We start from the raw sequence: 16368 nt of genomic DNA on the forward strand, positions 1-16368 counted from the left end.
GTCCTCGGGCGGGGGCAGCGCATCTTCCGGAAGAGGCGGGGGCAGGTCTTCGGGCGGCGGCGCCTCGGCGGCGGCCGGGGGGAGTGGTTCGTCGGTGTCTCCCGGCTCGGCGCCGACACCGCCGGCCAAGAACACGGCGGCCGGCAACACGGTTGTCGCGGCCAGAACCGAGGATTTCAGGCGCAGATCTTCCAGTCCTTGCGTGAGCACGCAAGGGACCGTAACCAAAACGTTATCTCGACATCAACTCGGCACGCGGCAAGCCGCGCCCTGAGAAGCGGACCGGTGGTTGGGCAATCGCGGGCGTGCGGCAGTCGGACCAGGTCAGCGTTATGGCCGTCGGCGGTCCTCTTGAACGCGACCCTCAAGTGTTTGCTACATCACTAACCTGCGAACGCGGCCGTGATTGCCGACACCACATCGGCGAAATCAAACGGGGTGGCCTCGGCCAGCGGCATGAGGTCCGACCAGGGCTGGAATAGGCCGCTGATCGCGTTCTGAAAACCTTGCTGGACGCCGTCGATGAGTGCTTGCTGGACGGCAGACCAGTCCAGGTCGGTGGGGAACAGGCCGAGGGGAGCAGGTTCATTCGCCGGTCCCGGGTACCAGCCGTCGGAGATGTTGCCGTAGCCCAAGTTGACCAGGATTCGCGTCACCGGCTCAAGGAGGTCATAAAGAGGCTCTCCGATCACCGGTAAGAGCAGCAGAGGTGACAGCAGCGGCAGGGTCTGCGCCGGGATCATGTAGTAGTTCGTCAGGCTCTCACCGGTGAGATCCGCGGAGCCCGGTAGCAGCACCGCATTGTTGATCTGGTCGGCATCGAGATTCAGATACGCCAGATGTTGGGTGAAGATCCCCATGAAGGCGTTGAGACTGGAAAGCAGGTTGAGCGGGTAGCGGGGAAAGCTGGCGAAGCCGTCGTACTCCAAGGTGTAAACGTCGCTGGGATACAGATTGTCGGGTGTCGGCGGATACAACCCCAGAGAGGTCCAGATCCCGCCGGTGGGGGCAAAGGCATTGCCCACCAACATGAACCGCACCAGGTCGCTGGACACGCCTTGGTCCTGCAACTGCTCCATGGTCATGCCGGAGAACCCGGCGCTTTGCGAGTATCCGAACACCACTACCGGATTCTCCGCACTGACCTGCCCGCCGGCGATCTGCTGGGTGATCGCCGACGTCAGGATCTGGGCACCTTCGATCCGCGACTCGGCCCTGTTGAAAAAGAGCCGTTCGGGTGTGGTCAGGATCTCCAGGTCGCCGGTGAAGCCATGCGGTTGCAGGTAGAGCTCGTCGGCCAGGTCGGCGTAGCTCTGGGGCGGTGTCGGCACGCCGGAGGGGCCCAAGATCAGGGCGGTGCCGCCCCCGAGCGGGGAACCGACGGCCTCGCTGCCGGTCAGTCGTACATCGGCTGTGTGCGGGCCGACGCTGGTCGTCACAGGCATGACCGTCAGTCCCGCGGCGACGGCGGCGGCGGTTCCGAGAATCAGGATTCGGTGGGGGATAGACGCGGACCACATCGGACGTTCCTCCCTGCAGCGTCCGCGACGCTGCCGTTTGCCCAGTGGCCGAGTTTGCTGGTTTCAATATCGGTGATGCGGGCGGGGTCGTCAACGCCATAAGGCCCGGGAGGGACGCGAGCGGGGGTCTAGCGTGGCGGAATGGGTTTGTTCAGCCATGAGGAGTTACGTGACCCGGCCGACGGCGCTGCCGGCGGTGCTCTTGAGAGGGCCCGGCGTGCTGAGATGGACGAGTACGTGGTGGAGGAACTGGTGGTGGTGGGTCCGGGGCCACTGCCCGAAGATGGTTCGTGTGGTCAATACGCCGTGCAGTTCCACGTGACTACGTCAATGCTGTTCGGGCTGAAGCGAGTTGCCGATGCGCGCGGGGTGAGCGTGCCGGAGGTGTGCCGGCAGGTGATCGGTGTCTTCGTGGCGCAGCAGGCGGGCGAGCTGGGGGCGTTGCTTGACGCTGAGGCGCAGGCGGCCGACTACCGGCCGGGTTTGAGTCAGGGGTAGCACGACGGGGGCGCATCGGCCTCCTGAGGCACCGTCTCGGCAAAACGGAAAAACCGCCTCTGAACTTTGTCAGAAGCGGTCTTTCGCATCGGGGTGGCTGACGGGACTCGAACCCGCGACACCCAGGATCACAACCTGGTGCTCTACCAACTGAACTACAGCCACCATTGCTGCCCGACTTGCAAGCAGCGTCGTCGATACTAACCGCTTGGGCGCTCAGCGACCGAATCGAGATCGTCGGACGCGTTCACCGGCGGCCCCAGCTCCGCGGCGATCGCAGCAATGTCGCTGGTAGACGGCCCGGGCGGGGCGACGAACGCGGTGCGCCGGTAGTACTTCAATTCCCGGATGGATTCGTGGATGTCGGCCAGGGCGCGGTGCGCCAGGCCCTTCTCCGGCTGGCCGAAGTAGATCCGCGGATACCACCGACGGCACAGCTCCTTGATCGAGCTGACGTCGATCATTCGGTAGTGCAGGTAGTCGTTGAGAGCGGCCATGTCGCGGGCCAGGAAACCGCGATCGGTGCCGATCGAGTTACCCGCCAGCGGCGCCGTCTTGGCCTGTTTGACGTGGGTGCGGATGTAGTCGAGCACCATCGCCTCGGCGGTGGCCAGGTCGACCGTCGACGCTCTGACCTCGTCAATCAGCCCAGATCGGGTGTGCATATCGGTCACCACGGGGCTCATCGCATCCAGGTCCGCGTCGTCGGCGTGGATCACCACGTCAATACCGTCGCCCAGGATGTTCAGCTCGCCATCGGTGACCAGGACAGCGATCTCGATGAGCTTGTCCGAGCCCAGATCCAGGCCGGTCATCTCACAGTCGATCCAGACAAGTTCGTCGCGTGCAGCACTCACAGTTAGCCAACGTTAGCCGTATGCCCCAGGCATAGCCGCACAGCGGTCCCGACCGGCCAAGTAGTGTCGTGACCTGTGAGTCCCGAGTCGGCGGCGAACGCCGCGCAGCAAATCGCGGCGGGCTACGTCGCAGACGGCCAGGCCCTCGAATTGGGCACGGTGGTCGTCGACGACATCGCAGACGCCGCAGCGCAGGTCCGCATTCCCTTAGCCACGATCAACCGCCATGGCCTGGTGGCCGGGGCCACCGGCACTGGCAAGACCAAGACGTTGCAGGTGCTCGCCGAGCAGCTGTCCGCCGCCGGCGTCCCGGTGCTTATGGCCGACGTCAAGGGCGACCTGTCCGGGCTGTCGCGCGCGGGCGAGGCCGGCGCCAAGATCACCCAACGTGCCGCCGAAACCGGCGACGACTGGGCGCCGACGGCTTTCCCGGTGGAGTTCCTGTCGCTGGGCACCGGCGGTCTGGGAATCCCGGTACGCGCCACCATCTCCAGCTTCGGACCCATCCTGTTGTCGAAGGTGTTGGGGCTCAACAGCACCCAGGAGTCCACTCTCGGGCTGATCTTCCACTGGGCGGACCAGAACGGCTACCTGCTGCTGGACCTGAAGGATTTGCGTTCGGTCATCACGTTTTTGACCAGCGATGCCGGCAAACCTCAACTGAAGAGCCTTGGTGGGGTGTCGGCGCAGACCGCGGGGGTGATCCTGCGGGCCCTGGTCAATCTGGAGGCCGAAGGCGGCGACACCTTCTTCGGTGAGCCGGAACTCAAACCGGAAGACCTGCTGCGCACCGACAGCCAGGGCCGCGGCGTCATCTCGCTGCTGGAACTGGGTGATCAAGCGGCCCGGCCGGTGTTGTTCTCCACCTTCTTGATGTGGGTGCTCGCCGACCTGTTCACGCTGCTTCCCGAGGTCGGCGACATCGACAAGCCCAAGCTGGTGTTCTTCTTCGACGAGGCGCATCTGCTGTTCGCCGGCGCCTCAAAGGCGTTCCTGCAGCAGGTCGAGCAGACCGTCAAGCTGATCCGCTCCAAGGGCGTCGGGGTGTTCTTCTGCACCCAGCTGCCCACCGATGTGCCCAACACCGTGCTGTCCCAGCTGGGCGCACGGATCCAGCATGCGCTGCGTGCATTCACCCCCGACGACCAGGCGGCTCTGAGCAAGACGGTGCGCACCTACCCCAAAACCAAGGTGTACGACCTGGAGTCGGCGCTGACATCGCTGGGGATCGGCGAGGCGATCGTCACCGTCTTGTCTGAGCGGGGCGCCCCGACCCCGGTCGCCTGGACGCGACTGCGGGCACCGCGATCGTTCATGGGCTCCGTCGGCAACGCGGCGATCACCGCCGCCGCCACCGCCAGCCCGCTGCACGCCGTCTACAGCCAGACGGTGGATCGCGAGTCGGCCTATGAGATGTTGTCCGGCAAGCTCGCGTCGGGGGAGGGCAGTGCGCCGCCGTCCGATGCCAAGGGATACGACGGTGTGCCGCCGCCACCGAAAGTGCGTTGGTGGACGCGGTTCGGCCGCTGGCTCGCCCACTTCCTGTCCACCCGGGAGGGCAAGCAGGTGACTCGTGCCGTCACCACCGCGGTGGTCGGTCAGATCACCCGCGGCGCCATGGGGACCGGCCGGCGTAAGCGTTGACGCTCGGGCCGGGCCGCTCCCGCGGGCGTGCCTCGGCCGCGAGCCGGAATCTCACGACGCGACACGCCCGTATCGCGTCGTGAGATTCCGACTCGGCGCCCCGGAACCGGGCGCCCCGGCGCCACTGAGCCTTTAGCCCCCGCCGAGTTTCTTGTAGACCGCCCCCACGATCGGCGTGACGATGGCGCGCGGCGCGTAGCCGCTGGCCATCGACATGGCCTTGGAGGTGATCCCGGGCACCACGCGCATCTTGTTGCGCGCCAGCGCATCCAGTGACAGCTTCGCGGTGTGCTGGGTGGAGATCCACAAGAAGTCAGGGATCAGTCGGTCCACCAACGAGGCCTCGCCGGCGTCGGGCATCTCGGCGCGCACCGGCCCAGGCGCCAGCAACGTCACGTGCACCCCCGATTTGAGCAGTTCGCCGCGCAGCGACTCACTGAACGTGTTGGCGAACGCCTTGGTCGCGGCGTAGGTGGCGTTGTTGGGGATCGGTGAGTTGCCCGCCGCCGAACCGGAGATCAAGATGCCGCCGGCGCGGCGCTCGAGCATGCCGGGCAGCACCGCCAGGACCAGGTCGTGCACCGCCACGGCGTTCAGCTGCACCTGGGCCTTCTCGCCCGCCGGGTCCAGGCCGGAGATCGGTCCGAACGTCGCGGTTCCGGCGTTGGCGCACAAGATCGAGATCTCCCGCTCGGCCAACTCGGCGCAGAACGCGTCGCGGGCGGGCGGGTCGGCCAGGTCGACCGCGCGGACCTCGACCGCTACCTGATACTTGTCCCGCAGCCGCGCCGCCACCTCGTTGAGCACGTCTTCGCGACGCGCGGTGATGATCAGGGCGTGTCCGCGGGCGGCCAGCTCGGTGGCCAGCGCTTCACCGATTCCCTGGGACGCGCCGGTGACGACAGCGCGGGCATCTGGGCTGGGAGCAGGAATTGGCATGGGGCAATCGTAGAGTGCCAGTCATGGGCGAACCGGTGGTGGACAAGCCGGGACGTTCCCGGATCGTGGCGTGGGCCCTGTGGGACACCGGTGCGGCCGGTGTCAGTGCAATCGTGGTGACCTTCGTCTTCTCGGTGTATCTGACCAGCAGTGTGGGTCGAGACCTGCCCGGAGAGGTGTCCCCGGCCAGCTGGCTGGGCCGCACGCTGGCCCTGTCCGGGCTGACGGTGGCCGCGGTCGCGCCGGTGATCGGGGTCTGGGTGGCTGCCCCGCACCGCCGTCGCGTGACGCTGGCGGTGCTGACCGGGACCGCGGCGGTGCTGACGGCCTCGATGAGCCTGATCCGTGACGAGCCCGCCTACTTGGCTCCGGGACTGCTGCTGTTGGCCCTGACCGCTGCGTGCGGCGATCTGGCCAGCGTGCCTTACAACGCCATGCTGCGGCAGTTGTCGACCCCGCAGAACTCCGGCCGGATCTCCGGCTTCGGCTGGGCGGCCGGTTACGGCGGCAGCGTGGTGCTGCTGTTGCTGGTCTATGTGGGCTGCATCGCCGGCAGCGGTCCCACCCGCGGCCTGCTCGGCCTGTCCACCGAAGGCGGACACCACGTTCGGGTCGCGATGCTGCTGGCCGCGGCCTGGCTGACGGTGTTCGCCCTGCCGTTGCTGCTGACCGCGCACCGCCTGGCCGGCGAACGCGCGGCGCCTGCCCCGCGGCTCGGCTTCTTCGGCGGCTACCGCCAGCTGTGGCGAGACCTCAGTGCCGAGTGGCACCGAGACCGCAACCTGGTCTTCTACCTGGTGGCCAGCGCGATCTTCCGTGACGGGCTGGCCGGGGTGTTCGCGTTCGGCGCGGTGATCGGGGTCAACGTCTACGGCATCTCGTCCGGCGACGTGCTGATCTTCGGGGTGGCCGCCAGCGTGGTGGCCGCCCTCGGGGCTATCGCCGGGGGACTGCTCGACGACCGGATCGGCTCCAAGACCGTCATCGTGGTCTCGCTGGTGGTGATGATCGCCGCCGGCACCACATTGATGACGCTCTCGGGCCCGGGGGCGTTCTGGGCCTGTGGGCTGGCATTGTGTCTGTTCATCGGGCCCACCCAGTCCTCGGCGCGCACCCTGCTGCTGCGGATGGCCCAACAGGGCCGCGATGGGTTCGAAGGGGTGGCGTTCGGCCTCTACACGATGACCGGTCGGGCCGTGTCGTTCCTGGCGCCCTGGCTGTTCTCGGTCTTCGTCGACGTGTTCGGCACCGACCGGGCGGGAATGGGCGGGCTGTGCACCGTCCTGTTGCTGGGCCTGCTGGCGCTGCTGCCCGTGCGGGTCAGCAGGACGTGACCACCGTCAAACTCAGCCGGCTGCCGCGCACACCGTGAGAATCGAACCGGTGCGCTGACGGACCTGGGCGCCGTCCACCGACAACGAGCAGGTGATCTGCTCGCCGAAATTGACCACCGTGACCGCCGCAGCCCTCGTCGCCGGTGGCGTCAACGTCACCTGTTTGCTCCACGGCAGGCTCACATTGAACTCGGTCTGCAGTATGCCGCCGGTATCGATGTAGGCGATGCTCAACGCCTTACCGGTCCCGCTGACGCTGTAGACGATCGTCTCGGGCACGCCGGCGGTGGTCGAGGTCGTCGGTGGCGGCGTGGTCGTGGTGCTGGGCTCCGGCGTCCTCGACGGCGACGGAGTGGTGGTGGGCACCCGCGTGGGAACCGGGGTGCTCGGGGCGGTCGGCAACGGGGTCATCGGCGGGACGGTGGCCGAATTACGCTGCGAGCCATTGGCGATCACCAGGGCGATCACCATGCCGACCACCAGCAGAACCGCGGCACCGGCTACCAGAAACAGCCAGTTCGGAAACCGCGGAGGCTCAGGTGGACCGCCCTGGCCACCACCCGCCGGGCCGCCCGGCGGGGACGGGGGCGGCTCCCAGGGCTGCCGCGGCAACTGCTCGGTCGGGTGGGGAGCCTGCGGCGGATAGCCGGGTGGGTACGTCGGGAGTTGCCCGGCGTAGGCCGGGTCTACGTAGGGCGGATAGCCGGAGGTCGGTTCGGATGCGCCGCCACGCTGCCACGGCTGATCAGAGCCCTCCGGTCGATACGGATCGGTCATGCCCACCTCATGGCTTGCAGGGTACCTGCGCCGGGCGTCTGGGGCCGGGACGTCGGCGCGCCGGACCTAAATTCCGGCTGAGCCGAGTGCGCTGATCGTCATTGCCCGCAACACCGCTCGCGAGCGCTCCGGGCCGACCGACTTGGCGCCGGTCGGCTTCATGCTGTGCGGCGTCGAGTTCAGCAACCCGAAGGCGGCGTGGGCCATCAACCGCGCATCGGCCTCGGCCAGCCCGCTGCGCAGTCCGCGCAACACGCTCACCCACACCTCGACGTACTGGCGCTGGGCGCTGCGTACCTGACGCTGTGCGGCGGCCGGAAGATGCGCCAGGTCACGGTCTTGGATCCGGATCAGATCCGGCTCGCTGAGGGCGAAGTCAAGATGAAAGTCGACCAGGCCGTCCAGGATCTCCTGCGGACTGTTCCCACGCGCCTCGACATCGCGCGCCCCGGCGAGCAATCGGGTACTGATGCCGACCAGCAACTCAACCAGTAGGGCTTCCTTGTTGGGAAAGTGCCGGTAGATGGCCGGGCCGCTGACTCCTGCGGCGGCGCCGATGTCCTCCAACCGCACCGCGGGGTAGCCGCTTTGGGCGAAAAGGCGTTCCGCGGCGGCGAGCAGCTGGCTGCGCCGGTCGGACTTCAGCCGGCTGCGCCGGTTGCCCGGCTCGTCGTTGCCCGCTGCGTCGGCCGAGGTGGACGCCGCCATCACGCCTCCGCTTTGATCGTGGACATCTGGAGTTAATGGCCACTAACGTAACACCCGTCGCCGCAGAGCACATCCGGCTTCGGGCGGCACCGGTGGAGGCGCCGATGGCAACTGCGGTACCCGTGGCGCAGGACGAACTGTCCTACGCGCGCGGCGAGGCCCAGCCCGCCCTGTTGGAGACGACGATCGGCGCCAACCTCGCGGCGAGCGCGCTCGCGTTCCCGGATCGCGATGCGCTGGTTGACGTTCCGTCGGGTCGGCGCTGGAGCTACGCCGAACTCCTGGCTGATGTGCGCCGACTGGCAACGGGCTTGCTGCAGGCCGGAATCAGCACCGGGGACCGGGTCGGGATCTGGGCGCCCAACTGCGCCGAATGGGTACTGACCCAATACGCCGCTGCCGAGATAGGCGCGATCTTGGTCAACGTCAACCCGGCGTACCGCTCACACGAATTGGCGTACGCGCTCAAGCAGTCCGGCGCCGCGATGGTCATCTCGGCTGCGCGATTCAAGACTTCCGACTACGTGGGGCTGCTGCGGGAGGTGGCTCCCGACTGCCCTGATCTCCGCGAGGTGGTGTTCATCGGCAGCCCCCGGTGGCAGGAGCTGGCCGGCACGCCGATCGATTCTGAGGCACTGGCTCGGGTGGCCGCGACACTGCATGCCCAGGATCCGATCAACATCCAATACACCTCGGGCACAACGGGTTATCCCAAAGGCGCGACGCTGAGCCACCGCAACATCCTCAACAACGGCTACCTGGTGGGCGAGTTGCTGGGCTACACCGCAGCAGATCGGGTCTGCCTTCCCGTGCCGCTGTATCACTGCTTCGGTCTGGTGATGGGCAATCTGGCGGCCACCAGTCACGGCGCCGCCATCGTCTTGCCGGGCCCGGGCTTCGATCCGGCGGCGACGTTGCGGACCGTGCAGCAGGAGGCGTGCACCAGCCTCTATGGGGTGCCCACGATGTTCATCGCCGAACTCGGCCTGCCCGACTTCGGGGACTACGACCTGGCCAGCCTGCGCACCGGGATCATGGCGGGATCACCCTGCCCGGCTGAGGTGATGCGCCGGGTCATCGATGACATGCACATGGCCGGAATCGCTATCTGCTACGGCATGACCGAGACCTCGCCGGTGTCGACCCAGACGCGCGCTGAGGACTCACTGGCGCAGCGCGTTGAGACGGTCGGGCGGGTCGGTCCGCACCTGGAGATCAAACTGACCGACCCGGACACCGGGGCGACGGTGCCGCGAGGGCAGGTCGGCGAGCTGTGCACCCGGGGCTACTCGGTGATGAGCGGTTACTGGAATGACCCGGACAAGACGGCGACGGCCATCGACGCGGGCGGCTGGATGCACACCGGCGATCTGGCCGTGATGGACGGCGACGGCTATCTGCGTATCACCGGGCGGATCAAAGACATGGTGATCCGCGGCGGGGAGAACATCTACCCGCGCGAGATCGAGGAATTCCTGCACACTCATCCCGACATTCGCGACGCCCAGGTGATCGGCGTGCCAGACGCAACCTACGGCGAGGAGTTGATGGCGGTGGTGATGATGCGCGACGGTGCTCCGCCACTGACGGTCGAGCAGCTGCGGGAGTTCTGCGCCGGCCGGCTCGCGCACTTCAAGGTGCCGCGGTACCTGCGGGTCGTGGACGAGTTCCCGATGACGGTCACCGGCAAGGTCCGCAAGGACGAGATGCGCCGACAGGCGGCCGAGCATCTGGGCGGCGGCTGACAGGGCCGCCCGAGAATGGTATTCTCTGGCATCAGTTAATGGATATTAACTGAAATGAGGAGGCGCGGGTGGCGATAGACAAGGTCGTGGCGACGGCGGCAGAGGCCGTGGCCGACGTGACCGACGGCGCGTCACTGGCGGTAGGCGGCTTCGGCCTGTGCGGCATCCCGGAGGCGTTGATCGAGGCCCTGCTGCAGCTCGGGGTCACCAATCTGGAGACCGTTTCCAACAACTGCGGTGTCGACGGCGTCGGGCTGGGGGTGCTGTTGGAACACAAGCGCATCCGTCGCACCGTCAGCTCCTATGTGGGCGAGAACAAGGAATTCGCTCGGCAGTTCCTGTCCGGTGAACTCGAGGTGGAGCTGACCCCGCAGGGCACCCTCGCCGAACGGCTGCGCGCCGGCGGCGCCGGCATCCCGGCGTTCTACACGCCCACCGGCGTGGGCACCCAGGTTGCCGACGGTGGTCTGCCGTGGCGCTACGACGGCGCCGGCGGGGTGGCGGTGGCTTCGCCGCCGAAAGAGACCCGGGAGTTCGACGGCCGAACCTATGTCCTGGAGCGGGCGATCCGCACCGACTTCGCGCTCGTGCACGCCTGGAAGGGTGACCGGCACGGCAACCTGGTCTATCGCGAGGCCGCGGCCAACTTCAACCCGGACTGCGCTGCGGCGGGCCGGATCACCATCGCCGAGGTCGAGCACCTGGTCGAGCCCGGCGAGATCCCACCCGCCCAGGTGCATACCCAGGGCGTGTTCGTGCACCGGGTGGTGCACGTACCCAATCCGATCAAGCGAATCGAGCGGGAGACGGTGCGCGCGTCATGACCCTCACCAGAGACGAGTTGGCCGCACGGGTGGCCGCCGAGCTGCGCGATGGACAGTACGTCAATCTGGGCATCGGACTGCCCACCTTGATTCCCAACCACATCCCCGACGGTGTCAGCGTGGTGCTGCACTCGGAGAACGGGATCCTCGGCGTCGGCCCCTACCCGCGGCGCGAAGACCTCGACGCCGACCTGATCAACGCCGGCAAAGAGACGGTGACCACGCTGCCCGGGGCGTCCTTCTTCTCGTCGTCGGCCTCGTTCGGGGTCATTCGCGGCGGGCACCTCGACGTGGCGGTCCTTGGCGCCATGCAGGTTTCAGCCGCCGGCGACCTGGCCAACTGGATGATCCCGGGCAAGATGATCAAAGGCATGGGCGGGGCGATGGACCTGGTGCACGGAGCGCGCCGGGTGATCGTGATGATGGAACACGCCGCCAAAGACGGCAGCGCCAAGATCGTCAAGCAGTGCACGCTGCCGCTCACCGGTGCCCGCTGCGTCAACCGGATCATCACCGACCTGGCCGTCATCGACGTCACCGACGACGGCCTGGTGCTGGTCGAAACCGCCCCCGGCGTCACCGTGGACGAGGTTGTTGCGAAAACCGAAGCTCCGCTGGACGTTTCGGCTCTGTCATGACGGCACCGGTATTCGCTGACGAGCACCGTCGCCTGGTCGCTGAACTCAAAACCAAGTTGGCGACGGCCGCCCTCGGCGGCAGCGAGCAGTCCCGGCAACGCCACGTGTCACGCGGAAAACTGTTGCCCCGCGACCGGGTTGACCGGCTGCTGGACCCCGGCAGCCCCTTTCTCGAATTGGCGCCGCTGGCCGCCGACGGGATGTACGACGACGAATGCCCCGGGGCGGGGATCATCACCGGCATCGGCCGAGTGTCCGGCCGGGAATGCGTGATCGTCGCCAATGACGCCACCGTCAAAGGCGGCACCTACTACCCGGTGACGGTCAAAAAACACCTGCGAGCCCAAGAGGTGGCACTGGGCAATCGGCTGCCCTGCCTGTACCTGGTGGACTCCGGGGGAGCCTTCCTGCCCCGACAGGACGAGGTATTCCCCGACCGCGAGCACTTCGGCCGCATCTTCTACAACCAGGCCACCATGAGTGCTGCGGGCATCCCGCAGATCGCCGCGGTGCTCGGTTCCTGCACCGCGGGTGGTGCCTACGTCCCGGCGATGAGCGATGAGGCCGTCATTGTCCGCGAACAGGGCACCATCTTCCTGGGCGGGCCGCCGCTGGTGAAGGCCGCCACCGGCGAAGTGGTGACCGCCGAAGAACTCGGCGGAGGCGACCTGCACTCCCGCATCTCCGGGGTCACCGACTACCTGGCCGACGACGACGAGCATGCGCTGCGCATCGTGCGTCAGATCGCGGCCACCTTCGGTCCCCGGTCCGAGAGCCCCTGGGAGATCAGCGAACCCGTCGAGCCCCGGCATGACCCCGCCGAGATCTACGACGTGGTTCCGCCGGATCCCCGGGTGCCCTACGACGTACGCCAGGTGATCGTCCGGCTCGTCGACGGCAGCGAGTTCAGCGAGTTCAAGGCCGAGTACGGCAAGACCCTGGTGACGGCATTCGCGCGCATCCACGGTCACCCGGTCGGGATCATCGCCAACAACGGGGTGTTGTTCGGCGAATCCGCCGTCAAGGGGGCGCACTTCATCGAACTGTGTGACAAACGCTCGATCCCCTTGGTATTCCTGCAGAACATCGCCGGGTTCATGGTCGGCCGCGACTACGAAGCCGGGGGCATCGCCAAACACGGTGCCAAGATGGTCACCGCGGTGGCCTGCGCGCGGGTGCCCAAGCTGACGGTCGTGATCGGCGGGTCCTACGGCGCGGGCAATTACTCCATGTGCGGCCGGGCGTACTCGCCGCGGTTCCTGTGGATGTGGCCCAACGCCCGGATCTCGGTGATGGGCGGCGAGCAGGCCGCGTCGGTGCTGGCCACCGTGCGCAGCGATCAACTCGACGCCGCCGGCAAACCGTGGTCGGCGGCCGACGAGGAAGCCTTCAAGGCTCCGATCCGTGAGCAGTACGAGGTGCAGGGCAACCCGTACTACTCGACCGCGCGGTTGTGGGACGACGGGATCATCGACCCGGCTGACACCAGAACAGTGCTGGGCCTGGCGCTTTCGGTCTGCTCGAACGCGCCGTTGGACCCGGTCTCCTACGGCGTATTCCGGATGTGATCCAGATGAGTTCAGCCATGTTCCATACCGTCCTGATAGCCAATCGCGGCGAGATCGCGGTGCGGGTGATCCGCACGCTGCGCCGGATGGGCATCCGATCGGTAGCCGTCTACAGCGACGCCGACGCCGACGCGCGCCATGTGCGCGAAGCCGACACCGCGGTGCGCCTGGGGCCGGCATCAGTGGCCGAGAGCTACCTGTCGATACCCAAGGTGCTCGAGGCCGCCGCGGCCACCGGCGCCCAGGCCATTCACCCCGGGTACGGATTCCTTTCCGAGAACGCCGGATTCGCGGCCGCCTGCGAGGCCGCAGGAGTGGTCTTCATCGGGCCGCCGGCCCGGGCCATCGAGGTGATGGGCGACAAGATCTCAGCGAAGAACACCGTCACCGCCTTCGAGGTGCCGGTGGTGCCGGGTATCGCCCAGCCCGGTCTGTCCGACGACGAGCTGGTGGCCGCGGCGGACGAGGTCGGCTACCCGGTGCTGATCAAGCCGTCGGCCGGCGGCGGCGGCAAGGGCATGCACCTGGTGCAAGAGCCCGCCGCGCTGCGCGCGGCGCTGGCCACCGCACGGCGCGAGGCAGCCTCGGCGTTCGGCGACGACACCCTGTTTCTGGAACGCTTCGTGCTGCGGCCCCGCCACATCGAGGTCCAGGTGCTCGCCGACACCCAAGGCAACGTGGTGCACCTCGGCGAACGCGAATGCAGCCTGCAGCGCCGCCACCAAAAGGTGATCGAGGAAGCGCCGTCACCGCTGCTGGACGCCGCCACCCGCGACCGCATCGGAAAGGCGGCCTGCAACACCGCCCGCAGCGTGGACTACGTCGGCGCCGGCACCGTGGAATTCATTGTCTCCGCGGATCGCCCGGATGAGTTCTTCTTCATGGAGATGAACACCCGGCTGCAGGTGGAACACCCCGTCACCGAAGCGATCACCGGCCTGGATCTCGTCGAGTGGCAGCTGCGGGTGGCCGCCGGGGAGAAGCTGTCCTTCACCCAGGACGACATCACCTTCACCGGCCACGCCGTGGAAGCCCGGGTGTATGCCGAAGACCCGGCCCGCGGCTTCCTGCCCACCGGTGGACGCGTGCTCGCGGTGCACGAACCCACCCGCCCGGGGGTGCGGGTGGACTCGTCGTTGCAGGACGGCACCGTGGTCGGCAGCGACTACGACCCGATGCTGTCCAAAGTGATCGCGCACGGCTCCGACCGGGCGCAGGCATTGGCGCGCCTGGATGCGGCGCTGGCCGGCACGGCGGTGTTCGGGGTGCAGACCAACGTCGAGTTCCTGCGGTTCCTGCTGGCCGATGCGCGAGTGGTCGCCGGTGATCTGGACACCGAACTGTTGGACGCCCGGTCGGGCGATTTCACGCCGGTGCCCGCCCCCGACGACGTGTTGGCCGCCGCCGGCCTGTACCGCCAGTGGGAGCTGGCCCAGCTCGCTCGCATCGATGTGTGGGCGGCGCCGAGCGGATGGCGCATCGGGGCGCCGGCACCGGTGCGCACCGAGATGCACACCCCGCTGCGCACCGAGACGGTGTCGGTGTGGGGCCTGCCCGATGCGGCGCAGGTGCAGATCGGTGACGGCGAGATCCAGAGCGCCAGCGCTTATGTCGAAGGCGATCAGCTGGTCGCGACCGTGGCCGGTCGGCAGCGCCGCTACCTGTTCGCCGAAAACGACGGTCAGCTGTGGATCTGCGACGAGCGCGGAAGCTGGCATGTGCGGGAGGCTGAAGTGGTGCGCGTGCATCGCGGCGGCGGCGCCCGCAGCGCAGAAATCGCCAGCCCCATGCCGGGCACTGTGATCGCTGTCGCCGCAGAGTCGGAATCGACTGTTGCCGAAGGTGATCCGGTGGTCGTGGTGGAAGCGATGAAGATGGAGCACACCCTGACTGCCCCGATTTCCGGTCGGGTGCAGGTATTGGTGGCGGTGGGCGATCAAGTGAAGGTGGATCAGGTGCTGGCGCGGCTGATCCCGGAGGAAGAGACTGAGGAAGCGAAATGACCACGACTGAGGCGGGAACCCTGCCGAGCCACTATCAGGACCTGCGCGACACCGTCGCCGAGTTCGCCCGCACCGTCGTCGCGCCGGTGGCGGCCAAGCACGACGAGGAGCACAGCTTCCCCTACGAAGTCGTCGCCAAGATGGGGGAGATGGGGCTGTTCGGCCTGCCGTTCCCCGAGGAGTACGGCGGCATGGGTGGTGACTACTTTGCCCTGGCGCTCGCGTTGGAGGAGCTCGGCAAGGTCGACCAGTCGGTGGCGATGACCCTGGAAGCCGGCGTCGGCCTGGGGGCTATGCCGATCTACCGGTTCGGCTCCGAGGAGCAGAAGCAGACCTGGCTGCCGGACCTGGTGGCCGGTCGCACCCTGGCGGGGTTCGGCCTGACCGAGCCCGGTGCCGGCTCTGACGCCGGCGGCACCCGGACCACCGCTCGCCGAGACGGCGATGAGTGGGTCATCAACGGCACCAAGCAGTTCATCACCAACTCCGGCACCGACATCACCTCACTGGTGACGGTCACCGCGGTCACCGGTACCCGTCCTGATGGCAAGAAGGAGATCTCCACCATCATCGTGCCGTCCGGCACGCCGGGATTCACCGTGGAACCGGCCTACAACAAGGTCGGCTGGAATGCCTCGGACACCCACCCGCTGACCTTCGCCGACGCGCGTGTGCCCCAGGCCAACCTGCTCGGGGAAGAGGGGCGGGGCTACGCCAACTTCCTGTCCATCCTCGACGAGGGGCGCATCGCGATCGCCGCGGTCGCCACCGGGGTGGCGCAGGGCTGCGTCGACGAAAGCGTCAAGTACGCCGGCGAGCGTGAGGCCTTCGGCCAGACCATCGGCTCCTACCAGGCGATCAGCTTCAAGATCGCGCGGATGGAGGCACGTGCCCACGTCGCCCGTACCGCCTACTACGACGCCGCCGCGAAGATGTTGGCGGGCAAGCCGTTCAAGAAGGAGGCGGCGATCGCCAAGATGATCTCCTCGGAGGCGGCGATGGACAATGCCCGTGACGCCACGCAGATCCACGGCGGCTACGGCTTCATCAACGAATACCCGGTGGCCCGCCATTACCGGGACAGCAAGATCCTCGAGATCGGCGAGGGCACCACCGAGGTGCAGCTGATGCTGATCGCACGGTCGTTGGGCCTGTGACGATGACGCCCCGCGCCGCAACCCCCCGCGCCGCAACTCCCCGCGCCGCAACTCCCCGCGAGCCGGAATCTGGCGACGCCGCCGCGGCGTGTCGCGTCGCAGAATTCCGGCTCGGCGGGGGTCATGGCGGGGGACACGGCGGCGGGGGTCATGTCT

The 16368-nt window shown here is 67.7% G+C and carries 15 protein-coding genes and 1 tRNA gene; 9 read left to right on the plus strand and 7 right to left on the minus strand.

All coding sequences use genetic code 11. The features are described from left to right. The coding region (locus tag AWC18_RS15765) for a hypothetical protein (protein ID WP_208858381.1) at positions 1 to 210 on the minus strand (210 nt) is incomplete at its 3' end. Between the two features lie 173 nt (positions 211 to 383). Next, positions 384 to 1520, minus strand: a complete 1137-nt coding sequence (locus AWC18_RS15770) for a PE-PPE domain-containing protein (RefSeq protein WP_109560108.1) — start codon at positions 1518 to 1520, stop codon at positions 384 to 386. A 141-nt stretch (positions 1521 to 1661) separates the two neighbouring features. Here AWC18_RS15770 and AWC18_RS15775 point away from each other — a divergent pair, with 141 nt between their 5' ends. After that, entirely contained in the window at positions 1662 to 2018 is a 357-nt protein-coding gene (locus AWC18_RS15775) for a hypothetical protein (RefSeq protein WP_085139336.1), read from the plus strand. Positions 2019 to 2110: 92 nt separating this feature from the next. On the opposite strand, the gene AWC18_RS15780 is transcribed toward AWC18_RS15775, so the two are convergent. Both AWC18_RS15780 and orn read right to left on the minus strand, forming a co-directional pair. Continuing rightward, positions 2111 to 2183 (minus strand) — tRNA-His (locus AWC18_RS15780). 35 nt (positions 2184 to 2218) lie between these two features. Further along, the gene (orn, locus tag AWC18_RS15785; RefSeq protein WP_082961188.1) at positions 2219 to 2875 is read right to left on the minus strand and encodes an oligoribonuclease; all 657 of its coding nucleotides are present in this window, start codon (positions 2873 to 2875) and stop codon (positions 2219 to 2221) included. 75 nt (positions 2876 to 2950) lie between these two features. Between orn and AWC18_RS15790 the strand changes: the two genes are divergently transcribed. Then, entirely contained in the window at positions 2951 to 4519 is a 1569-nt protein-coding gene (locus AWC18_RS15790) for a helicase HerA-like domain-containing protein (RefSeq protein ID WP_085139337.1), read from the plus strand. 132 nt (positions 4520 to 4651) lie between these two features. Here the strand turns inward: AWC18_RS15790 and cmrA are convergent, their stop codons facing one another. Continuing rightward, positions 4652 to 5458: a mycolate reductase gene (gene cmrA, locus AWC18_RS15795; protein ID WP_085139338.1), complete on the minus strand. Its 807-nt coding sequence runs from the start codon at positions 5456 to 5458 to the stop codon at positions 4652 to 4654. A 23-nt stretch (positions 5459 to 5481) separates the two neighbouring features. Here cmrA and AWC18_RS15800 point away from each other — a divergent pair, with 23 nt between their 5' ends. Then, positions 5482 to 6792 (plus strand): MFS transporter, encoded by a 1311-nt coding sequence (locus AWC18_RS15800; RefSeq protein WP_085139339.1) that lies wholly within the window; start codon positions 5482 to 5484, stop codon positions 6790 to 6792. 12 nt (positions 6793 to 6804) lie between these two features. Here AWC18_RS15800 and AWC18_RS15805 read toward each other — a convergent pair whose 3' ends face one another. Together AWC18_RS15805 and AWC18_RS15810 are read right to left on the minus strand one after the other, a co-directional pair. Then, complete coding sequence (locus tag AWC18_RS15805; protein WP_109470428.1) at positions 6805 to 7569, minus strand: MmpS family transport accessory protein; 765 nt, start codon at positions 7567 to 7569, stop codon at positions 6805 to 6807. A gap of 66 nt (positions 7570 to 7635) precedes the next feature. Further along, a complete protein-coding gene (locus tag AWC18_RS15810) occupies positions 7636 to 8277 on the minus strand; it encodes an SACE_7040 family transcriptional regulator (RefSeq protein ID WP_064998874.1) in 642 nt (213 codons plus the stop codon). Positions 8278 to 8381: 104 nt separating this feature from the next. Between AWC18_RS15810 and AWC18_RS15815 the strand changes: the two genes are divergently transcribed. The 6 genes from AWC18_RS15815 (at position 8382) to AWC18_RS15840 (ending at position 16212) form a co-directional block, all read left to right on the plus strand. Next, positions 8382 to 10022: an AMP-binding protein gene (locus tag AWC18_RS15815; RefSeq protein WP_064998883.1), complete on the plus strand. Its 1641-nt coding sequence runs from the start codon at positions 8382 to 8384 to the stop codon at positions 10020 to 10022. Positions 10023 to 10096: 74 nt separating this feature from the next. Then, on the plus strand, positions 10097 to 10846 hold the full coding sequence (locus AWC18_RS15820) for a CoA transferase subunit A (protein ID WP_064998882.1): 750 nt from the start codon (positions 10097 to 10099) through the stop codon (positions 10844 to 10846). Next, positions 10843 to 11484 carry a 3-oxoacid CoA-transferase subunit B gene (locus AWC18_RS15825; RefSeq protein ID WP_064998873.1) on the plus strand — a complete coding sequence of 214 codons (642 nt, stop codon included), beginning with the start codon at positions 10843 to 10845 and terminating at the stop codon, positions 11482 to 11484. The genes AWC18_RS15820 and AWC18_RS15825 overlap by 4 nt, the downstream gene beginning before the upstream one ends. Beyond that, complete coding sequence (locus AWC18_RS15830; protein ID WP_085139340.1) at positions 11481 to 13052, plus strand: carboxyl transferase domain-containing protein; 1572 nt, start codon at positions 11481 to 11483, stop codon at positions 13050 to 13052. Before AWC18_RS15825 ends, AWC18_RS15830 begins: the two co-directional genes overlap by 4 nt. 17 nt (positions 13053 to 13069) lie before the next feature. Continuing rightward, entirely contained in the window at positions 13070 to 15055 is a 1986-nt protein-coding gene (locus AWC18_RS15835) for an acetyl/propionyl/methylcrotonyl-CoA carboxylase subunit alpha (RefSeq protein ID WP_085139342.1), read from the plus strand. Next, positions 15052 to 16212: an acyl-CoA dehydrogenase family protein gene (locus AWC18_RS15840; RefSeq protein WP_064998871.1), complete on the plus strand. Its 1161-nt coding sequence runs from the start codon at positions 15052 to 15054 to the stop codon at positions 16210 to 16212. Before AWC18_RS15835 ends, AWC18_RS15840 begins: the two co-directional genes overlap by 4 nt. Positions 16213 to 16368 lie beyond the last annotated feature (156 nt).

Origin of the sequence: Mycolicibacter nonchromogenicus (assembly GCF_002101775.1) — a bacterium.
GTDB classification, from domain to species: Bacteria; Actinomycetota; Actinomycetes; order Mycobacteriales; family Mycobacteriaceae; genus Mycobacterium; species Mycobacterium nonchromogenicum.

Coding starts and splice junctions, on each gene's coding strand:
- AWC18_RS15835 (WP_085139342.1), top strand. CDS start 13,070: ATGTTCCATACCGTCCTGATAGCCAATCGCGGCGAGATCGCGGTGCGG.
- AWC18_RS15830 (WP_085139340.1), top strand. CDS start 11,481: ATGACGGCACCGGTATTCGCTGACGAGCACCGTCGCCTGGTCGCTGAA.
- AWC18_RS15770 (WP_109560108.1), bottom strand. CDS start 1,520: ATGTGGTCCGCGTCTATCCCCCACCGAATCCTGATTCTCGGAACCGCC.
- AWC18_RS15805 (WP_109470428.1), bottom strand. CDS start 7,569: ATGACCGATCCGTATCGACCGGAGGGCTCTGATCAGCCGTGGCAGCGT.
- AWC18_RS15815 (WP_064998883.1), top strand. CDS start 8,382: ATGGCAACTGCGGTACCCGTGGCGCAGGACGAACTGTCCTACGCGCGC.
- AWC18_RS15800 (WP_085139339.1), top strand. CDS start 5,482: ATGGGCGAACCGGTGGTGGACAAGCCGGGACGTTCCCGGATCGTGGCG.
- AWC18_RS15825 (WP_064998873.1), top strand. CDS start 10,843: ATGACCCTCACCAGAGACGAGTTGGCCGCACGGGTGGCCGCCGAGCTG.
- cmrA (WP_085139338.1), bottom strand. CDS start 5,458: ATGCCAATTCCTGCTCCCAGCCCAGATGCCCGCGCTGTCGTCACCGGC.
- AWC18_RS15840 (WP_064998871.1), top strand. CDS start 15,052: ATGACCACGACTGAGGCGGGAACCCTGCCGAGCCACTATCAGGACCTG.
- AWC18_RS15775 (WP_085139336.1), top strand. CDS start 1,662: ATGGGTTTGTTCAGCCATGAGGAGTTACGTGACCCGGCCGACGGCGCT.
- AWC18_RS15810 (WP_064998874.1), bottom strand. CDS start 8,277: ATGGCGGCGTCCACCTCGGCCGACGCAGCGGGCAACGACGAGCCGGGC.